Annotated in this window: 10 protein-coding genes; 3 read left to right on the forward strand and 7 right to left on the reverse strand. The window is 71.4% G+C overall.

From position 1 onward, the window contains the following. Window positions 1-7: 7 nt before the first annotated feature. Complete coding sequence (locus tag ABID77_RS04590) at window positions 8-982, reverse strand: tripartite tricarboxylate transporter substrate binding protein BugE (protein ID WP_429591521.1); 975 nt, start codon at window positions 980-982, stop codon at window positions 8-10. 149 nt (window positions 983-1131) lie between these two features. On the opposite strand from ABID77_RS04590, the gene ABID77_RS04595 reads away from it, so the two are divergent. From ABID77_RS04595 to ABID77_RS04605, 3 genes are all read left to right on the forward strand, one after another. Beyond that, the gene (locus tag ABID77_RS04595; RefSeq protein ID WP_429591523.1) at window positions 1132-2040 is read left to right on the forward strand and encodes an AEC family transporter; all 909 of its coding nucleotides are present in this window, start codon (window positions 1132-1134) and stop codon (window positions 2038-2040) included. 221 nt (window positions 2041-2261) lie between these two features. Further along, complete coding sequence (gene mutS, locus ABID77_RS04600; RefSeq protein ID WP_429591526.1) at window positions 2262-4931, forward strand: DNA mismatch repair protein MutS; 2670 nt, start codon at window positions 2262-2264, stop codon at window positions 4929-4931. A 28-nt stretch (window positions 4932-4959) separates the two neighbouring features. Then, window positions 4960-5799, forward strand: a complete 840-nt coding sequence (locus ABID77_RS04605) for a peptidase (RefSeq protein WP_429591528.1) — start codon at window positions 4960-4962, stop codon at window positions 5797-5799. A gap of 67 nt (window positions 5800-5866) precedes the next feature. On the opposite strand, the gene ABID77_RS04610 is transcribed toward ABID77_RS04605, so the two are convergent. From ABID77_RS04610 to ABID77_RS04635, 6 genes are all read right to left on the reverse strand, one after another. Then, window positions 5867-6691: an undecaprenyl-diphosphate phosphatase gene (locus ABID77_RS04610; RefSeq protein ID WP_429591531.1), complete on the reverse strand. Its 825-nt coding sequence runs from the start codon at window positions 6689-6691 to the stop codon at window positions 5867-5869. Window positions 6692-6757: 66 nt separating this feature from the next. Next, window positions 6758-8266: an efflux transporter outer membrane subunit gene (locus ABID77_RS04615; RefSeq protein ID WP_429591533.1), complete on the reverse strand. Its 1509-nt coding sequence runs from the start codon at window positions 8264-8266 to the stop codon at window positions 6758-6760. Next, on the reverse strand, window positions 8263-11493 hold the full coding sequence (locus ABID77_RS04620) for an efflux RND transporter permease subunit (protein WP_429591535.1): 3231 nt from the start codon (window positions 11491-11493) through the stop codon (window positions 8263-8265). The genes ABID77_RS04615 and ABID77_RS04620 overlap by 4 nt, the downstream gene beginning before the upstream one ends. Window positions 11494-11566: 73 nt before the next feature. Next, the gene (locus tag ABID77_RS04625; protein ID WP_429591538.1) at window positions 11567-14758 is read right to left on the reverse strand and encodes an efflux RND transporter permease subunit; all 3192 of its coding nucleotides are present in this window, start codon (window positions 14756-14758) and stop codon (window positions 11567-11569) included. A 61-nt stretch (window positions 14759-14819) separates the two neighbouring features. Then, window positions 14820-16187, reverse strand: coding sequence for an efflux RND transporter periplasmic adaptor subunit (locus tag ABID77_RS04630; RefSeq protein WP_429591541.1), 1368 nt, complete (start codon window positions 16185-16187; stop codon window positions 14820-14822). 244 nt (window positions 16188-16431) lie between these two features. Further along, window positions 16432-16806 carry a hypothetical protein gene (locus ABID77_RS04635; RefSeq protein ID WP_429591544.1) on the reverse strand — a complete coding sequence of 125 codons (375 nt, stop codon included), beginning with the start codon at window positions 16804-16806 and terminating at the stop codon, window positions 16432-16434. Window positions 16807-16843: the final 37 nt, after the last annotated feature.

Genomic DNA, 16843 nt, shown 5'->3' on the forward strand with positions numbered 1-16843 from the left:
CGGGAGATCAGTCCAGCTTGAGCTTCTGCTTGGCCACCACCTGCTTGTAGACCGCGTACTCGGCCTTGATCTGGGCGGCGAACTGCTCGGGCGTGTTGGCCACCACCACGGAGTCGGTCGCCTCGATGCGCGCGCGCACGGCCGGGTCGGCCAGGGCCTTGCGCGTGGCCTCGCTGATCTTGTCGACGATCTCGCGCGGCAGGTCCTTCGGGCCCAGGATGCCGTAGTACGCCATGCGGTTGACCGGCTCCAGACCGACTTCCTTGAAGGTCGGCACGTTGGGCAGCGCGGCGACGCGCTGCGGCGCGCTCACCACGATCGGCACCAGCCGGCCGGCCTTGATGAAGGGCAACGCCGAGGGCAGGTTGTCGAAGATGATCGGCACCTGACCGGCCACCGTGTCATTGAGCGCCGGGCCGGCGCCGCGGTAGGGGATGTGCGTGACGAAGGTCGTCGTCAGGCTCTTGTAGAGCTCCATCAGCATGTGGCCGATGCCACCCGTGCCGGAGGTCGAATAGGAATACTTGCCCGGGTTCTTCTTCAGCTCGGCGACGAACTCGGCGTAGTTCTTGGCCGGGAAGTTCGGGTTGACCGCGATGATGTTGGGCGTCGCGGCGATGTTGATGATCGGCGTGAAGTCGGTGATCGGGTCGTAGGGCACCTTGGGATTGATGGCCGGATTGGCCGCCGTGCTCGACACCGTGGCGACGCCCAGCTTGTAGCCGTCGGGTGCCGCGCGCGCGGTCTCGGCCGCGCCGACGATGCCGCCGCCGCCGGGCTTGTTGACCACGATCACGCTCTGGCCGAGGTTCTTGCCCAGCGGCTCGGCGATGACCCGCGCGACGATGTCGGTGGTACCGCCGGGCGCGAACGGCACCTGCAGCTCGATCGGCTTGTTCGGATAGCCCTGCGCCAGCACGGGGCCGGCCAGCGCGGCCAGCGTGAACGCGCCGGCGATGTGTTTCCAATGACGATGCGACATCGACGATCTCCTCGGGGTCTGGGTGAAAAGGATCCGACGGCGGCACGGACGTCGGGCCGCTGCGGAAGACAACCGCGCATGCTAGCGTCGTGCCACGGCCCTCGGGCCTGCGGATTACCCGCCGAAAGGTGCGGTTTATCCTCGCCACGGTGAATTACGCCCAGCTGCTCTTCCCCGACTTCTCGCTCATCCTGTGCGGCTGGCTCCTGTGCCGCCACACCGCGCTCGACCGGCGCGTCTGGGACCAGGTCGAGAGCCTGGTCTACTACTTCCTCTTCCCCGTGCTGCTGTTCCATTCGATCGTGCGCAGCCCGATCGACTTCGGCGCCACCTCCGGCCTGCTGCTCGCCGGCGTGGGCGTCGGCCTGAGCGGCATCGCGATGGCCTACGCCCTGCCCCGCCTCCCCTGGATCGGCCGCCACATCGACCGGCGCGACCACGCCGCCGGCGCCCAGGTGGCGTTCCGCTTCAACTCCTTCATCTGCCTGGCGATGGCCGACCGGCTCGGCGGCGCGCAGGGCCTGCTGCTGATCGCGGTACTGATCGGCGTGTGCGTACCGCTCATGAACGTGGCGGCGGTCTGGCCGATGGCGCGCCACGCCAACACCGGCTTCGCGCGCCAACTGGTACGCAATCCGCTGATCGTCGCCACGGCCAGCGGGTTGGTGGTCAACCTGCTGGGCCTCACGGTGCCGCCGTGGCTGGAGCCCACACTCTCGCGCATCGGCGCCGCCTCGCTGGCGCTGGGGCTGATGGCGGCCGGCGCGGGCATGCAGTTCGCGTCGCTCGCGCGCGGCAAGGTGCTGGCCGCGTCGGTGCTGGCGATCCGCCACCTGCTCCTCCCGCTGGTGGGCCTCGCCCTCGCGCGAGCGCTGCGGCTCGACCCGGTGCAGGCCGGCGTGCTGATGGCGTTCTCGGCCGTGCCGACCGCATCGAGCGCCTACGTGCTGGCCGCGCGCATGGGCTACAACGGACCGTTCGTGGCCGGGCTGGTGACGCTGTCGACATTGTTGGGGGTGGCGAGCCTGCCGTTCGCGCTGGCGCTGCTGCAGCGCTGAGGCGATCCCTCTCGCTTCGCGTCGAGACCGATGGACTTCCTGCACCTCCTCCAGGCGCTGTGGCAGGCGCTGGTCGCCATCGCGGTGCTGATCGGGCGGCTGCTGGACCTGCTGCCCTGAGGCGCTTCGATGAGAATCGAACGCCATGTTTTCCAGGGATCGCCCGGCCGCCGATGCAGGCCCGGCCGTCGACACTGGATGCCCGCCGCACCGAAGCCCGAATGAACCAAGACGTCAAAGATCAGCGATCCACGAAGAGCGGGGATGGCAACCACACCCCCATGATGGCCCAGTACCTCGGCCTCAAGTCCGCCCACCCCGACACCCTCCTCTTCTACCGGATGGGTGACTTCTACGAACTCTTCTACGCCGACGCCGAGAAGGCCGCGCGCCTGCTCGACATCACGCTCACCCAGCGCGGCCAGTCCGCCGGGCAGCCGATCCCGATGTGCGGCGTGCCGTTCCACGCGGTCGACGCCTACCTGGCGCGGCTGATCAAGCTGGGCGAGTCGGTCGCGATCTGCGAGCAGGTCGGCGAGGTGGGGCTGGGCAAGGGGCCGGTGGAGCGCAAGGTGATGCGCGTGGTCACGCCGGGCACGCTGACCGACGCGGAACTGCTCGACGACCGCGTCGAGTCGCTGCTGCTGGCCGTGCACGCCGGCGCGCGCGGCGTCTGCGGGCTGGCATGGCTGAGCGTGACGGGCGACGAGCTGCGGCTGGCCGAATGCGCCGCCGACGCGCTGGAGGCCTGGATCGCCCGCATCGCGCCGAGCGAACTGCTCTACGGCGCCGAGGTCACGACCGCCTTCGAGGCCCGCCTCGTGGCTGCACGCGCGACGACGCCCTTCACGCTGTCGGTGCGCCCGGCCTGGCAGTTCGACGGCGCGCTGGGCGAGCGCAAGCTGCGCGAGCAGCTCGGCAGCGCCAGCCTCGCGGCCTGGAACGCCGAGGGCCTGCCCCACGCGCACGCCGCCGCGTCCGCCCTGCTCGGCTATGCGGAGCACACCCAGGGCCGCGCGCTGACGCACGTGACGCGCCTCGCGGTCGAGCGCGACGGCGACCTGATCGAGCTGCCGCCGGCCACGCGCCGCAACCTCGAACTCGTGCAGACCCTGCGCGGCGAGGCCGCGCCGACCCTGTTCTCCCTGCTCGACACCTGCATGACCGGCATGGGCAGCCGGCTGCTGCGGCGCTGGCTGCTGGCGCCGCGCCGCGACCGCGCCGACGCGCAGGCGCGGCTCGACGCCATCGGCGTGCTGCAGACGGCGCCGGCCGGCGCCACCGCCGCGCCGTGGCGCACCCTGCGCGAGTCGCTGAAAAACACCAGCGACGTCGAGCGCATCGCCGCGCGCATCGCGCTGCGCCAAGTGCGTCCGCGCGAACTCGTGGCGCTGCGGCTGGCGCTGGACAAGGCCGCCGGCCTCGGCCCCGCCCTGCCCGGCGCGGCCGCCCTGCTCGCGCGCATCGCGGGCGACCTGGCGTCGCCGCCGGACTGCGCCGGACTGCTGGCGCGCGCGATCCAGGCCGAGCCGGCCGCGCTGGTGCGCGACGGCGGCGTGATCGCGACCGGGCACGACGCCGAGCTCGACGAGCTGCGCGCCATCGGCGAGAACTGCGACGCCTTCCTGCTGACGCTGGAGATCGCCGAGCGCGAGCGCACCGGCATCCCCAACCTGCGGGTGCAGTTCAACCGCGTGCACGGCTTCTACATCGAGGTCTCGCAGGGCGCGCTGGGCAAGGTGCCCGACGACTACCGTCGCCGCCAGACGCTCAAGAACGCCGAGCGCTTCATCACGCCCGAGCTCAAGGCCTTCGAGGACAAGGCCCTGTCGGCGCAGGATCGGGCGCTGGCGCGCGAGAAGTGGCTCTACGAACAGCTGCTCGACGCCCTGCAGCCGCACGTCCACGCGCTCACGCGGCTGGCCGGCGGCCTCGCCACGCTCGACGCCCTGTGTGCGCTGGCCGAGCGCTCGCACACGCTGCACTGGAACGCGCCCGCCTTCGTCGCGCATCCCTGCATCGAGATCGTGCGCGGGCGCCATCCGGTGGTCGAGGCCCGGCTGGCGGAGAAGTCGGCCGGCGCCTTCATCGCCAACGACACGCGGCTCGGCCCGCAGCAGCGCATGCAGGTCATCACCGGGCCGAACATGGGCGGCAAGTCGACCTACATGCGCCAGATCGCGATCGTCGTGCTGCTGGCCTCGATCGGCTCGCACGTGCCGGCCGAGGCCTGCCGGCTGGGGCCGATCGACGCCATCCACACCCGCATCGGCGCGGCCGACGATCTCGCCAACGCGCAGTCGACCTTCATGCTGGAGATGACCGAGGCGGCGCAGATCCTGCACGCCGCCACGGCGCAGTCGCTGGTGCTGATGGACGAGATCGGCCGCGGCACCAGCACCTTCGACGGCCTGGCGCTGGCCGCCGGCATCGCCGCGCACCTGCACGACCGCAGCCGCTCGTTCACGCTCTTCGCGACGCACTACTTCGAACTGACCGAGTTCCCGGCCACGCACCACGGCGCCATCAACATGCACGTGAGCGCGACCGAGACCGCCGGCCGCGGCGGGCGCGACATCGTCTTCCTGCACGAGATGCAGCCCGGCCCGGCCAGCAAGAGCTACGGCATCCAGGTCGCGCGGCTGGCCGGCATGCCCGCGCCGGTGGTGAACCACGCGCGGCAGGCGCTGGAGGCGCTGGAGGCGCAGCAGACGAGCGCGCGCGCGCAGGTCGACCTGTTCGCGGCGCCGCCGATGGCCGAGGCGCCCGTGGCCAGCCCCGTAGAATCCGCCCTGGCCGCGCTCGACCTCGACGCCCTAAGCCCCCGGGAGGCGCTCGAAGCGCTTTACACCCTTCAAAAACTGAACGTGCGCGACACCGGCTCCCACTGACCGGCCCGGTGCCCACGAAACGAATCCAATGACTTACTGCGTAGGCATCAAACTCAACGCCGGGCTGGTGTTCCTGTCCGACTCGCGCACCAACGCGGGCGTCGACCACATCAGCACCTTCCGCAAGATGATCGTCTACGAGCAGCCGGGCGACCGCGTCATGGTGCTGCTGTCGGCGGGCAACCTGAGCATCTCGCAGTCGGTGCGCGAGATCCTGCAGATCGAGGAACTGCGCGAGACCGACCCCGACGGCGAGCCCGGTCCGCCCATCACGATCTGGAACGCCAAGAGCATGTTCGACGCCGCGCGCGTGCTGGGCTCGGCGGTGCGCCACGTCTACGACCGCGACGCCGCCGCGCTCAAGCACGCCGGGCTCGACTTCAACGTCTCGTTCATCTTCGGCGGCCAGGTCGCCGGCGAGGGCATGCGGCTGTTCCTGGTCTATTCGGCCGGCAACTTCATCGAGGCGACCAACGAGACGCCCTACTTCCAGGTCGGCGAATCGAAGTACGGCAAGCCCGTGCTCGACCGCGTGCTCACGCCCGACACCCCGCTCGACGAGGCCGCCAAGTGCGCGCTGGTGTCGATGGACTCGACCATGAAATCGAACCTCTCGGTGGGCCTGCCGCTCGACCTGGTGGTGTACGAGGCCGGCCGGCTGCAGACCGACAAGATCGTCTGCCTGGACGCCAACAACCCCTACTACCAGATGATGCACAACAGCTGGGGCCAGAAGCTGCGCGAGGTCTTCGACAGCATCGAGGACCCGGTCTGGGACGACGCCGTCACCGCGCACCCGTTGAAGATGCCCGCCGCGCGCCACAGCGCCTTGCGCAAGATCGCGACGCCCGAGGAAAAGCTGATCTGACCCGGTCCGACCGGATCCGATCCGAACGCGACCGGCCGCCGCGAGCGGCCGGTCGCGTTTCCGGGACCTACTCGGCCCAGGTCACCAGCCCGCTCCAGGACGTCGCCAGCACCACGATCCCGAAGACGATGCGGTAGTACGCGAAGGGCACGAAGTCGTGCGAGCTGATGTAGCGCAGCAGCCAGCGCACGCACAGCCAGGCGCTGACGAACGAGAACACCAGTCCGACCATGAACATGGGCAGGTCGGCCCACGAGAGCAGCGCGCGCGCCTTGTAGAGGCTGTACGCCCCGGCGCCCACCAGCGTGGGGATGCCGACGAAGAACGAGAAGTCCGTCGCCGCCTTGCGCGACAGGCCCAGCAGCATGCCGCCGATGATGGTCGCGCCGCTGCGGCTGGTGCCCGGCACCATCGCCAGGCACTGCACGAAGCCGACCTTGAGCGCGTCCATGGCCGTCATGTCGTCGACGTTCTCGACCCGCACCGAACCCGGCGCGCGGCGCTCGGCCCACAGGATGATGAAGCCGCCGACGATGAAGGTCGTAGCCACCACGATCGGCGTGAACAGGTGCGCCTTGACCATCGAACCGATCGCCAGGCCCAGCACCACCGCCGGCAGGAAGCCCAGGAACACGTTGAAGGCGAAGCGCCGGGCCTTGGCCTGGCGCGGCAGCGCCACCACGGTGTCGCTGATCTTGTGCCAGTACACCAGGATCACCGCGAAGATCGCGCCGGTCTGGATGGCGATGTCGAACACCTTGGCCCGCTCGTCGTCGAAACCCAGCAACGCCCCGGCCAGGATCAGGTGGCCGGTCGACGAGATGGGCAGGAACTCCGTCAGACCCTCGACGATGCCCATGATGGCGGCCTTGACCAACAAAACGATATCCACGCGCTCTCCTTGAAATGGCACCAATTATTGCAAGGTGCCGGCTCAGACCGCGTTCAGCTTCGAGCCTCAGGGTGACGGGGGCGTGACCAGCTCCGCCACGTCCCAGCCGCCGCCCAGGCCCTGGATCAGCCCGACCGCCGCGACCTGCCGCGCGACCTGCACCTGCAGCACCGTGCGCCGCGCGTTGAGCGCCGAGGCCTGCGCCGTCACGACCTCGGTGTAGCTCACCTGGCCGGCGCGGTAGCGGTTGAGGATCTGCTGCTCGGTGCGGTCGGCCGCGGCCGAGGCCTCGCGGCGCAGCGCCTCCTGCCGGGCCAGGCTGGCGGTGGCGGTGAGCTGGTCCTCGACGCCCTGGAACGCGGCCAGCACGGTGCGCCGGTAGCTGGCGGTCACGGCGTCGTACGACGCCCGCGCGGCGTCCACGCGCGCGGCGATGGCGCCGGCGTCGAAGATCACCTGCGTGGCCGACAGGCCGAGCGACCACAACGTGCCGGCGGCGCTGAACAGGTCGCCCACGCTGGTCGACGAGCGCCCGAGCGAGGCGCTCAGGCCGATGTTCGGGAAGTACGCCGCGCGCTGGATGCCGATCTGCGCGTTGGCCGCGGCCATGTCGCGCTCGGCGGCGGCGATGTCGGGGCGGCGCTGCAGCAGCGTGGACGGCACACCCAGCGGCACGGCCGGCACCGTCGGCGTCCACGATTCGGCCACCGGCAGGCGGAAGGACGCCGGCGCCGCGCCCACCAGCACCGCGATGGCGTGCTCGAGCGTGTCGCGCGAGCGCTGCAACGCGACGCGGTCGGCGCGCGTGTTCACCAGCAGGGTCTGCGCCTGCAGCACATCGCTTTGCGCGGCGATGCCGGCCTCGTAGCGGTTGCGCGCGATGGTCAGCGAGCGCTCGTAGCCCTCCAGCGTGGCGGCCAGCAGCGCCAGTTCGGCATCGGCCTCGCGCAACTGGAAGTAGTTCGACGCCAGGCTGCCCAGCGCCGACAGCCGCGCCGCCGCCAGGTCGGCGGCGCTGGCCTGGGCCTGCGCCCGCGCGCTGCCCACGGCCAGGCGCAGCCGGCCCCAGACGTCGGGCGCCCAGGAGGCGCCCAGGGTGGCGCTGGCGACGCCACGGGCGTTCGACTCGCCCCGCGTGCCGGTGCGCGACTCGGCGCCGGAGAGCGACACGGACGGGAACAGCGTGGCCTGCTGCTCGCGCACCAGCGCCTGGGCCTGCGCGTAGTTGGCCACCGCCACGGCGATGCCGGGGTTGTCGATGCGCACGCGCTCGGCCAGCGCGTCGAGGCCGGCGTCGCCGAAGCGCTGCCACCAGGGGCCGCGCTCCAGGTCGTCGGCCGGCGCGGCGGGCAGCCAGCCGTCGACGGCCGGCGCCTCCTTCCAGGCGCTGGGCGCGTCGACGACCGGCGGCCGGTAGGCCGGTCCGACCGCGCAGCCGGCGAGCGCGGCCGCGAGCGCCAGCGCCAGCGCGGCGCGCGGCCATCCGGCCGGCGGCGCGCGCCGGTGGACGGCGGCCGTGGCTGCGGCCGGAACGGCGGATGCGGAGGTGGACGGCGGGGGCGGCATGACGGTCATGGGGAATTCGGGGTGAGGCCGTGGGGCGGCGACGCGTCGGCCGCGCGCGCTAGATGGCGCTCGTCGCCCGAGCGGCGGCGCAGCCTGTCCATCAGCACGTAGACGACGGGCGTGGTCAGCAGGGTCAGCAACTGGCTGGCGATGAGGCCGCCGACGATGGCCACGCCCAGCGGCTGGCGCAGCTCGGAGCCCTGGCCGAAGCCGATCGCCAGCGGCAGCGCGCCCAGCGCGGCGGCCATCGTCGTCATCAGGATCGGGCGGAAGCGCAGCATGCAGGCCTCGCGTACGGCCTCGGTCGCGGTGAGGCCGCGCGCGCGCTCGGCGTCGAGCGCGAAATCGATGATCAGGATGGCGTTCTTCTTGACGATGCCGATCAGCAGGAACACCCCGATCAGGGCGATCAGCGAGAAGTCCATGCGGAACAGCAGCAGCGCCAGCACCGCGCCGACGCCGGCCGAGGGCAGCGTGGTCAGCACCGTGATCGGATGGATCAGGCTCTCGTAGAGCACGCCCAGCACGATGTAGATCACCACCAGCGCCGCCACGATCAGCAGCCACTGCTGGTTCTGCGACTGCGAGAAGACGCCGGCCGAGCCGCCGAAGCTGCCGCGCACGTTGATCGGCATGGCGATGTCGGCGCTGGCCTGGGCGACGATGCGCTGCGCGTCGCCCAGCGCCACGCCGGGCGCGAGGCTGAAGGAGACGGTGCTGGAGAGCTCGCCGCCCTCGTGCGAGATCGACGTCGGGATGGCGCGCTCGGAGAGCCTCGCGATGGCGGACAGCGGCACCATCGTGGTCGGCGCGGTGCTCAGTGGCGTGCCCACGGAGGCGCCGCGCTGGCCGGGGTTGGCGGAGGTGGTGACGACCGTGGTGCCGGTCGCGGCGGCGGTGGACGCGGGCACGTACAGGTCCGCGAGCGCGGGCGGGCCCTGCATGAAGCGCGGCGCCCATTCCATGATCACGGCGTACTGGTTGAGTTCGTCGTAGATGGTGGCGACCGAACGCTGGCCGAAGGCGTTGTAGAGCGCGGCGTCGACGGCGGCGGCGGTGACGCCCAGGCGCGAGGCGCTCTCGCGGTCCACCGTGACGAAGGTCTCGACGCCGTTGTCGGCCTGGTCGCCGTCGATGTCGGTCAATGCGCTCTCCTGCTTCAGGCGCTCGACGAGCCTGCCGCTCCAGGTGCGCAGGTCGGCGATGTTGTCGCCCTTGAGCGTGTACTCGTAGGTCGAGTTGCTCTGCCGGCTGCCGCCGCGCAGGTCCTGCACCTGGCCGAGGAACACGCGCAGGCCGGTCAGGCGATTCAACTGCGGCCGCAGCCGGTTGATGACGACGTCGCTGGACACCTTGCGCTCGGCCAGCGGCTTGAGGTTGACGAACATGAAGCCGCCGCCCGCGCGGCTGCCGCCGGAGAAGCCCACCACCGTGTCCACCGCCGGGTCGGCACGGATGATGTCGACCGCCTGCTTGAGCTTCTCGCCCAGCGCGGCCGAGGAGATGCTCTGGTCGGCGCGCAGGCCGCCGTTCAACTGGCCGTTGTCCTGTTGCGGGAAGAAGCCCTTGGGCACCTTCGCGAACAGGTAGACGTTCAGGCCGATGACCGCCAGCAGGATGAACATCACCAGCGCCTTGCTCGCCAGCGCCCAGTCGAGGCTGCGGCCGTAGGTGCGCAGCAGCGCGTCGTAGCCGCGCTCGGCCCAGCGCGCGGGCCAGGACGGGCGCCTCGCGGGCGTGGCGGCGGCGCCGTCCTTCTCCGGCCGCAGCAGCAGCGCGCACATCATCGGCGTGGTGGTCAGCGAGATGACCAGCGAGATCATCACCGCCACCGACAGCGTGACGGCGAACTCGCGGAACAGCCGGCCGACCTGCCCGTCCATGAACAGCAGCGGGATGAACACCGCCACCAGCGACAGGCTGATCGACAGCACCGTGAAGCCGACCTCGCGCGCGCCCCGCAGCGCCGCCTCGACGCGGTCCATGCCGGCCTCGACGTGGCGCATGGTGTTCTCCAGCACGACGATGGCGTCGTCGACGACGAAACCGGTGGCCACCGTGAGCGCCATGAGGCTGAGGTTGTTGAGGCTGAAGTCCAGCAGGTACATCACGCCGAACGTGCCCAGCAGCGACACCACCGTCGCCACCGCCGGCACCACCGTCGCGCGCGCCTTGCGCAGGAACAGCCCCACCACCAGCACCACCAGCACGATCGACACCATCAGCGTCAGCTCGATCTCGTGGAGCGACGAGCGGATGGAGTTGGTGCTGTCGGAGGCCACCTGGACGTCGATGTCCTGCGGCAGCTGGGCGCGCAGCTCGGGGATGAGGTCGCGCACGCGGTCGACGGTCTCGATGATGTTGGCGCTGGGCTGGCGCGTGACCAGCACGATGATGGCCGGCTGGCCGTTGAAGAGGCCCAGCGTGCGCCGGTTCTCCACGCCGTCGACCACGTTGGCCACGTCGGCCAGCCGCACCGCCGCGTTGTTGCGCCAGGCGACGATCATCGAGCGGTACTCGGCCGCGCGCCGCGCCGGCTGCGGCGTGTAGATCTGCAGGCGGCGGCCCTCGCCCTCAATGGCGCCCTTGGGCCGGTTGGCGTTGGTGGCCTGGATGGCGGCGCGCACGTCCTCGGTGCTGATGCCGTACTGGTTGAGCGCGTAGGGCAGCAGCTCCACCCGCACCGCCGGCAGCGAGCCGCCGCCGATCTCCACGTCGCCCACGCCCTGCACCTGCGACAGCCGCTGGCTGACGATGTTGGAGACGGCGTCATAGATCTGGCCCGGCGTCTTGGTCCTGGAGGTCAGCGCCAGGATGATGACCGGCGACGAGGCCGGGTTGATCTTGCGGTAGGTCGGGTTGCTGCGCAGCGTGGCGGGCAGGTCGACGCGCGCGGCGTTGATGGCCGCCTGCACCTCGCGCGCGGCGCCGTTGATGTCGCGGTTGAGGTCGAACTGCAGCGTGACGCGCGCCGAGCCGGTGGAGCTGGTCGACGTCATCTCGTTGACGCCGGCGATGGTGCCCAGCCGCCGCTCCAGCGGCGTCGCGACGCTGCTGGCCATGGTGTCCGGACTGGCGCCGGCCAGGCTGGCGCTGACCGAGATGACGGGGAAGTCGACCTTCGGCAACGGCGACACCGGCAGCGCGAAGAACGCCGCGATGCCCGCCAGCGCGATCCCGATGGTCAGCAGGATGGTCGCGATCGGGCGCTCGACGAAGGGGCGCGAGAGGTTCATGGCGCCGGAGCCTCGCATCCGCTCCCTCTCCCTCCGGGAGAGGGAAAAAACCCGACACCGGCCGCGACGGCCTTCACGCTGCGACCTCCCGCCGCCCGCCGAAGCGCCGCCCCACCCGGTCGAACGCCAGGTAGATCACCGGCGTCGTGAACAGCGTCAGCACCTGGCTCACGATCAGTCCGCCGAAGATCGCCAGGCCCAGCGGCCGGCGCAGCTCGGCGCCCTCGCCGAAGCCCAGCATCAGCGGCACGGCGGCGAACAGCGCGGCCAGCGTCGTCATCAGGATCGGGCGGAAGCGCAGCAGCGCGGCCTGGTGGATCGCCTGCAGGGGCGTCATGCCCTGGCGGCGCTCGGCCTCGATGGCGAAGTCGATCATCATGATGGCGTTCTTCTTCACGATGCCGATCAGCAGGATGATGCCGATGATCCCGATCACGCCGAGGTCGTTGCCCGTCACCATCAGCGCCAGCAGCGCGCCCACGCCGGCCGAAGGCAGCGTCGAGAGGATCGTCAGCGGATGGACGTAGCTCTCGTAGAGCACGCCCAGCACGATGTAGACGCACACCACCGCCGCCAGGATCAGCCACAGTTGGTTGGACAGCGAGTTCTCGTAGGCGCCCGCCGCGCCCAGGAAGGTCATCGACACGCCCACAGGCAGGCCGACCTCCTTCGCCGCCTGCCGGATGGCGTCGACCGCGCGGCCGAGCGACACGCCCGGGGCGGTGTCGAAGCCCACCGTCGCGGCCGGGTACTGCGCCACGTGCGTGATCTGCAGCGGTGCGAGCTGCTCGCGGATGGTGGCGATGGCCGACAGCGGCGTGGCCGCGCCCGAGCCGGTCTTGAGGTTGAGAGTGCCCAGCTGCTGCGGCGTCTCGATCGAGTCGTTCTTCGCCTCCAGGATCACGCGGTACTGGTTGGTCTCGGTGAAGATGGTCGAGACGATGCGCTGGCCGAAGGCGCTGTAGAGCACGTCGTCCACCGCGCTGGCCGTCACCGCCAGCCGCGAGGCCGTCGCGCGGTCGATGTCGACGAAGGCCGACAGGCCCTGCGCGCCGGCGTCGCTGGTCACGTTGCGCACCTGGGGCACGTCCTGCAGGCGGGCGCGCAGCTTGTTCACCCACTCGGTGACGGTGGCCGAATCCACGCCCTCGATCGAGAAGCGGTACTCGGTCGGACCGGTCTCGGCGTCGATGGTCAGGTCCTGCGTCGGCTGCAGGTAGAGCCGCACGCCCGCGACCTGCGCCACGCGCTCGCGCAGGCGCTGCATGGTCGCCTCCTGAGCGCCGCGATCGGCCTTGAGGTTGATCAGCACGCGGCCGGTGTTGAGCATGGTGTTGTTGGCCGCGTCCACGCCGGTGACGGAGCTCAGGCTCGCCACCTCCGGGTCGGCCAGGATGGCGCGCGCCGCGGCCTGCTGCAGCTCGGCCATGCGCTCGTACGACACGTCCTGCGCCGCCTCGATGCGGCCCTGGAGCTGGCCGGTGTCCTGCGTCGGGAACAGGCCCTTGGGGATCGCCACGTAGAGCAGCACCGTCAATGCCATGGTCGCCAGCGCCACGACCAATGTCAGGCCCTGGCGGCGGAACACCCACTGCAGCCAGACGTCGTAGCGCGCGATCACGCGGTCGAAGAAGGCCTGCACGCGACCCGCGAAGCCCCGCGACGCGTTGTGCGGCTCGCTCTTCAACATGCGCGCCGACATCATCGGCACCAGCGTGAGCGACACCACGGCGGAGATCAGGATGGTAATGGCCAGCGTGACCGCGAACTCGCGGAACAGCCGCCCCACGACGTCGCCCATGAACAGCAGCGGGATCAGCACGGCGATGAGCGACACCGTCAGCGAGATGATCGTGAAGCCGATCTGCGCCGCGCCCTTGAGCGCGGCGGCGAAGGGCGCCTCGCCCTCCTCCAGGTAGCGCGCGATGTTCTCGATCATCACGATGGCGTCGTCCACCACGAAGCCGGTGGCGATGGTCAGGGCCATCAGGCTGAGGTTGTTGAGGCTGTAGCCCATCAGGTACATCACGCCGCAGCTGCCGACGAGCGAGATCGGCACCGCCAGGCTGGCGATGAGCGTGGCGCGCACGCTGTGCAGGAACAGGAAGATCACCAGCACCACCATCACGACCGCCAGCAGCAGCTCGATCTCCACGTGCTCGACCGAGGCGCGGATGCCGGTCGTGCGGTCGGACAGCACCTTGACGTCGAGCGAGCCCGGCAGGCCCGCCTGCAGCTCCGGCAGCTGGCGCCGGATGGCGTCGACGGTGGCGATGACGTTGGCGCCGGGCTGGCGCTGCACGTTCAGGATGACGGCCGGGTACAGCACGCCTTCCGTGGACGATGTCGACGCGGCGCCGCCGTTCGCCGGCCGCGTGCCCGACGCACCGCCTGGCGCTGCCGTGCCCGGCTCGACGCCCGGCAGGGCCGCCGCCAGGCCGGCCCAGGCGCCCAGGCGCGTGTTCTCGGCGCTGTCGACCACCTGCGCCACGTCGCTCATGCGCACCGGCGCGGTGTTGCGCCAGGCGACGATCAGGTTGCGGTAGTCGGCGGCCGTGACCAGCTGGTCGTTGGCGTTGATGGTGTAGGAGCGCTGCGGGCCGTCGAAGCTGCCCTTGGCGCTGTTGGCGTTGGCCGCCGAGATCGCCGTGCGCAGCGTGTCCAGGCCGATGCCGTAGGCCGCCAGCGCGCGCGTGTCAGCCTGGATGCGCACGGCCGGGCGCTGCCCGCCCGAGAGCGTGACCAGCCCGACGCCGGAGACCTGGCTGATCTTCTGCGCCAGGCGCGTGTTGACCAGGTTCTGCACCTCGGTCAGCGGCATGGTGGTGGAGCTGATCGCCAGCGTGAGCACCGGCGCGTCGGCCGGATTCACCTTGGCGTAGACCGGCGGCGCGGGCAGGTCGGCCGGCAGCAGGGCGTTGGCGGCGTTGATGGCCGCCTGCACCTCCTGTTCCGAGACGTCGAGCTTCTCGCCCAGGCCGAACTGCAGGGTGACGATCGACACCCCCGCCGCGCTGGTCGAGCTCATGCGGTTCAACCCCGGCATCTGGCCGAACTGGCGCTCCAGCGGCGCCGTGACGGTGCGGCTCATGACCTCCGGGCTGGCGCCGGGGTAGAGCGTCTGGACTTGGATCGTCGGGTAGTCGACCTGCGGCAGCGCCGACAGCGGCAGGAAGCGGAAGCCTACCAGGCCGGCCAGCACGATGGCCACCATCAGCAGCGCCGTCGCGACCGGCCGCTCGATGAAGGGGCGCGACGGGCTCATCGGAAAACCTCCGTGCTGCGCACTGCGGTGCGAGCTTGCTTGGGGCGGCCCGGCGCGGCGCTCATTCGGGTCGCTGCCGACGAGATCCGGACGCACCGCCGCGCGGCCCCGAGGCCCCGCCCCGCGCGCCCGAGGCGCCGCCGTGCGGGCGCGCGGCCACGTCGTCGGTGGGCAGCTGCACGGTGGAGCCGTCCTTCAGGCGGTCGCCGCCCTCGGTGACGACGCGCTCGCCCTCCTGGAGACCCTCGGTGATGACCACCGACTCGACGGTCGACTCGCCGCGCCTGACGTTGCGCATCGACACCGTGCGGTCGGCGTTGACGACGTAGACGTAGTTGCCGGTGCCCGCCGTGCGCAGCGCCGTCACCGGCACCACCACCGCGCCCTCGATCGTGCGCAGCAGCAGCCGCACGTTGACGAACTGGCTCGGGAACAGCGTCGAGGCGGCGTTGGAGAAGCGCGCCTTGGCCTTGACGGTGCCGGTGGTCGTGTCGATCACGTTGTCGAGCGTGGAGAAGGCGCCGGTGCCCAGGGTCGTCGCGCGGGTGCGGTCGAGCGCGGTCACGGCCAGCTTGCCGGTGCCGGCGCGGGCGCGGGCCTCGATCTCGGGCACGCGGTCCTGCGGGACGGAGAACTGCACGTCGATCGGGTCCATCTGCGTGATGACGGCGACGCCGGTGGTCGCGCCCGCCGCCACGTAGTTGCCGGGGTCGACCGTGCGCAAGCCGACGCGGCCGCTCACGGGCGCCGTCAGGCGCGTGAAGCCCAGGTTCAGGCGTGCGCCGGCCTCGGCGGCCCGGTCGGTCGTCACGGTGCCTTCGAGCTGGCCGACCAGCGCGGTCTGCGTATCGACCTCCTGGCGGGCGATCGAGTCCTGGCCGAGCAGCGTGCGGTAGCGCTCCAGCGTCACGCGCGCGGCGCGCAGCTGCGCCTCGTCGCGCAACCGCGTGCCCTGGGCCTGCATCAGCGCCTGCTCGAACGGGCGCGGGTCGATGCGCGCGAGCAGTTCGCCCTTGCGCACCGTCTGGCCCTCGGTGAAGTAGACGTCGGTCATGACGCCCGAGACCTGCGGGCGCAGCGTGACGGTGGTCACCGGCGTGACGGTGCCCAGCGCGTCGAGGTAGACCGGCACGTCGCCGCGCCGGGCGACGGCCGAGCCGACCGTGACCACGAACGCGCCGGAGGCCGCGCCGGGCGGGCCGCCCGGGCCGCCGGGTCGGCCCGGTCCGCCCGCTCCCGCCCCGGGCGGCCGCCCGCCGGCGCCCGGCGGTGCGGCGGCCGGCCGGTTGACGAGGTACCACGCCGCGCCGATCAACGCCGCCAGCGCCAGCAGCGCCACGACCGCGCCCAACCAGCGCCGGCGCCGGAACGGGGGCGCGACGGCATCGTCGGCGCGGGAAGGCGGGGGGTCGTGGGGACGGGGGTCCATGCGGAAGATCCTGACGGGAGGGGCACCGGTCGCCGGCAACGGGCCGGGCGAGACATCGAAACGCCGACGGGTCGCGTCGGCGTGTCAAATCGTAGCCTGCGACCCTTCGCGCTTTGCGACGGTCAGTCGATGCCGTCGTAAAGGCACGGTAAAGCGGCCGCGCATAAAAAAACCGGCCTCGTGGAAAGGCCGGTTCGATCGGTCGCCGGCACCGCCACCGCGGGGGCGGCGCGCCGTGCCGGGATCAGCGCCAGTCGCGGCGGCCGTCGCCCCGCCAGCCGCCGTCGCCGCGCCAGCCGTCGCCGCGATGGCCATCGCGGTAATAGCCCCGGGGCGGGCCGTAGTAGCCCTGCGGCGGACCGTAGTAGACCGGTGCCGCCGGCTGGTAGTACACCGGCGGGGGCGGCGGCGGCGGGCGGTAGTACACCGGCGGCGGCGCGTAGTAGACGGGCGGCGGCGAGTAGTAGAGCGGTGCCGCGCCGCCGTTGACGACGATGCCGGGGGTGCTGATGCCCACCGACCAGCTCGAGGCCTGGGCCGAGGCCGCGCCGAGCAGGGCCACGGCGGCCAGCGCGCCGGCGGCGGCGAACCTGGCGAGGGTCGAACGGATGAAACGCATGAGGGTCTCCTTGAGGGGAAATCCGGGGATCCGGAAG

Source organism: Variovorax sp. PvP013, from assembly GCF_050435945.1.
Taxonomy (GTDB): Bacteria; Pseudomonadota; Gammaproteobacteria; order Burkholderiales; family Burkholderiaceae_C; genus Variovorax.

Coding starts and splice junctions, on each gene's coding strand:
- ABID77_RS04590 (WP_429591521.1), bottom strand. CDS start 982: ATGTCGCATCGTCATTGGAAACACATCGCCGGCGCGTTCACGCTGGCC.
- mutS (WP_429591526.1), top strand. CDS start 2,262: ATGAACCAAGACGTCAAAGATCAGCGATCCACGAAGAGCGGGGATGGC.
- ABID77_RS04635 (WP_429591544.1), bottom strand. CDS start 16,806: ATGCGTTTCATCCGTTCGACCCTCGCCAGGTTCGCCGCCGCCGGCGCG.
- ABID77_RS04630 (WP_429591541.1), bottom strand. CDS start 16,187: ATGGACCCCCGTCCCCACGACCCCCCGCCTTCCCGCGCCGACGATGCC.
- ABID77_RS04625 (WP_429591538.1), bottom strand. CDS start 14,758: ATGAGCCCGTCGCGCCCCTTCATCGAGCGGCCGGTCGCGACGGCGCTG.
- ABID77_RS04615 (WP_429591533.1), bottom strand. CDS start 8,266: ATGACCGTCATGCCGCCCCCGCCGTCCACCTCCGCATCCGCCGTTCCG.
- ABID77_RS04605 (WP_429591528.1), top strand. CDS start 4,960: ATGACTTACTGCGTAGGCATCAAACTCAACGCCGGGCTGGTGTTCCTG.
- ABID77_RS04620 (WP_429591535.1), bottom strand. CDS start 11,493: ATGAACCTCTCGCGCCCCTTCGTCGAGCGCCCGATCGCGACCATCCTG.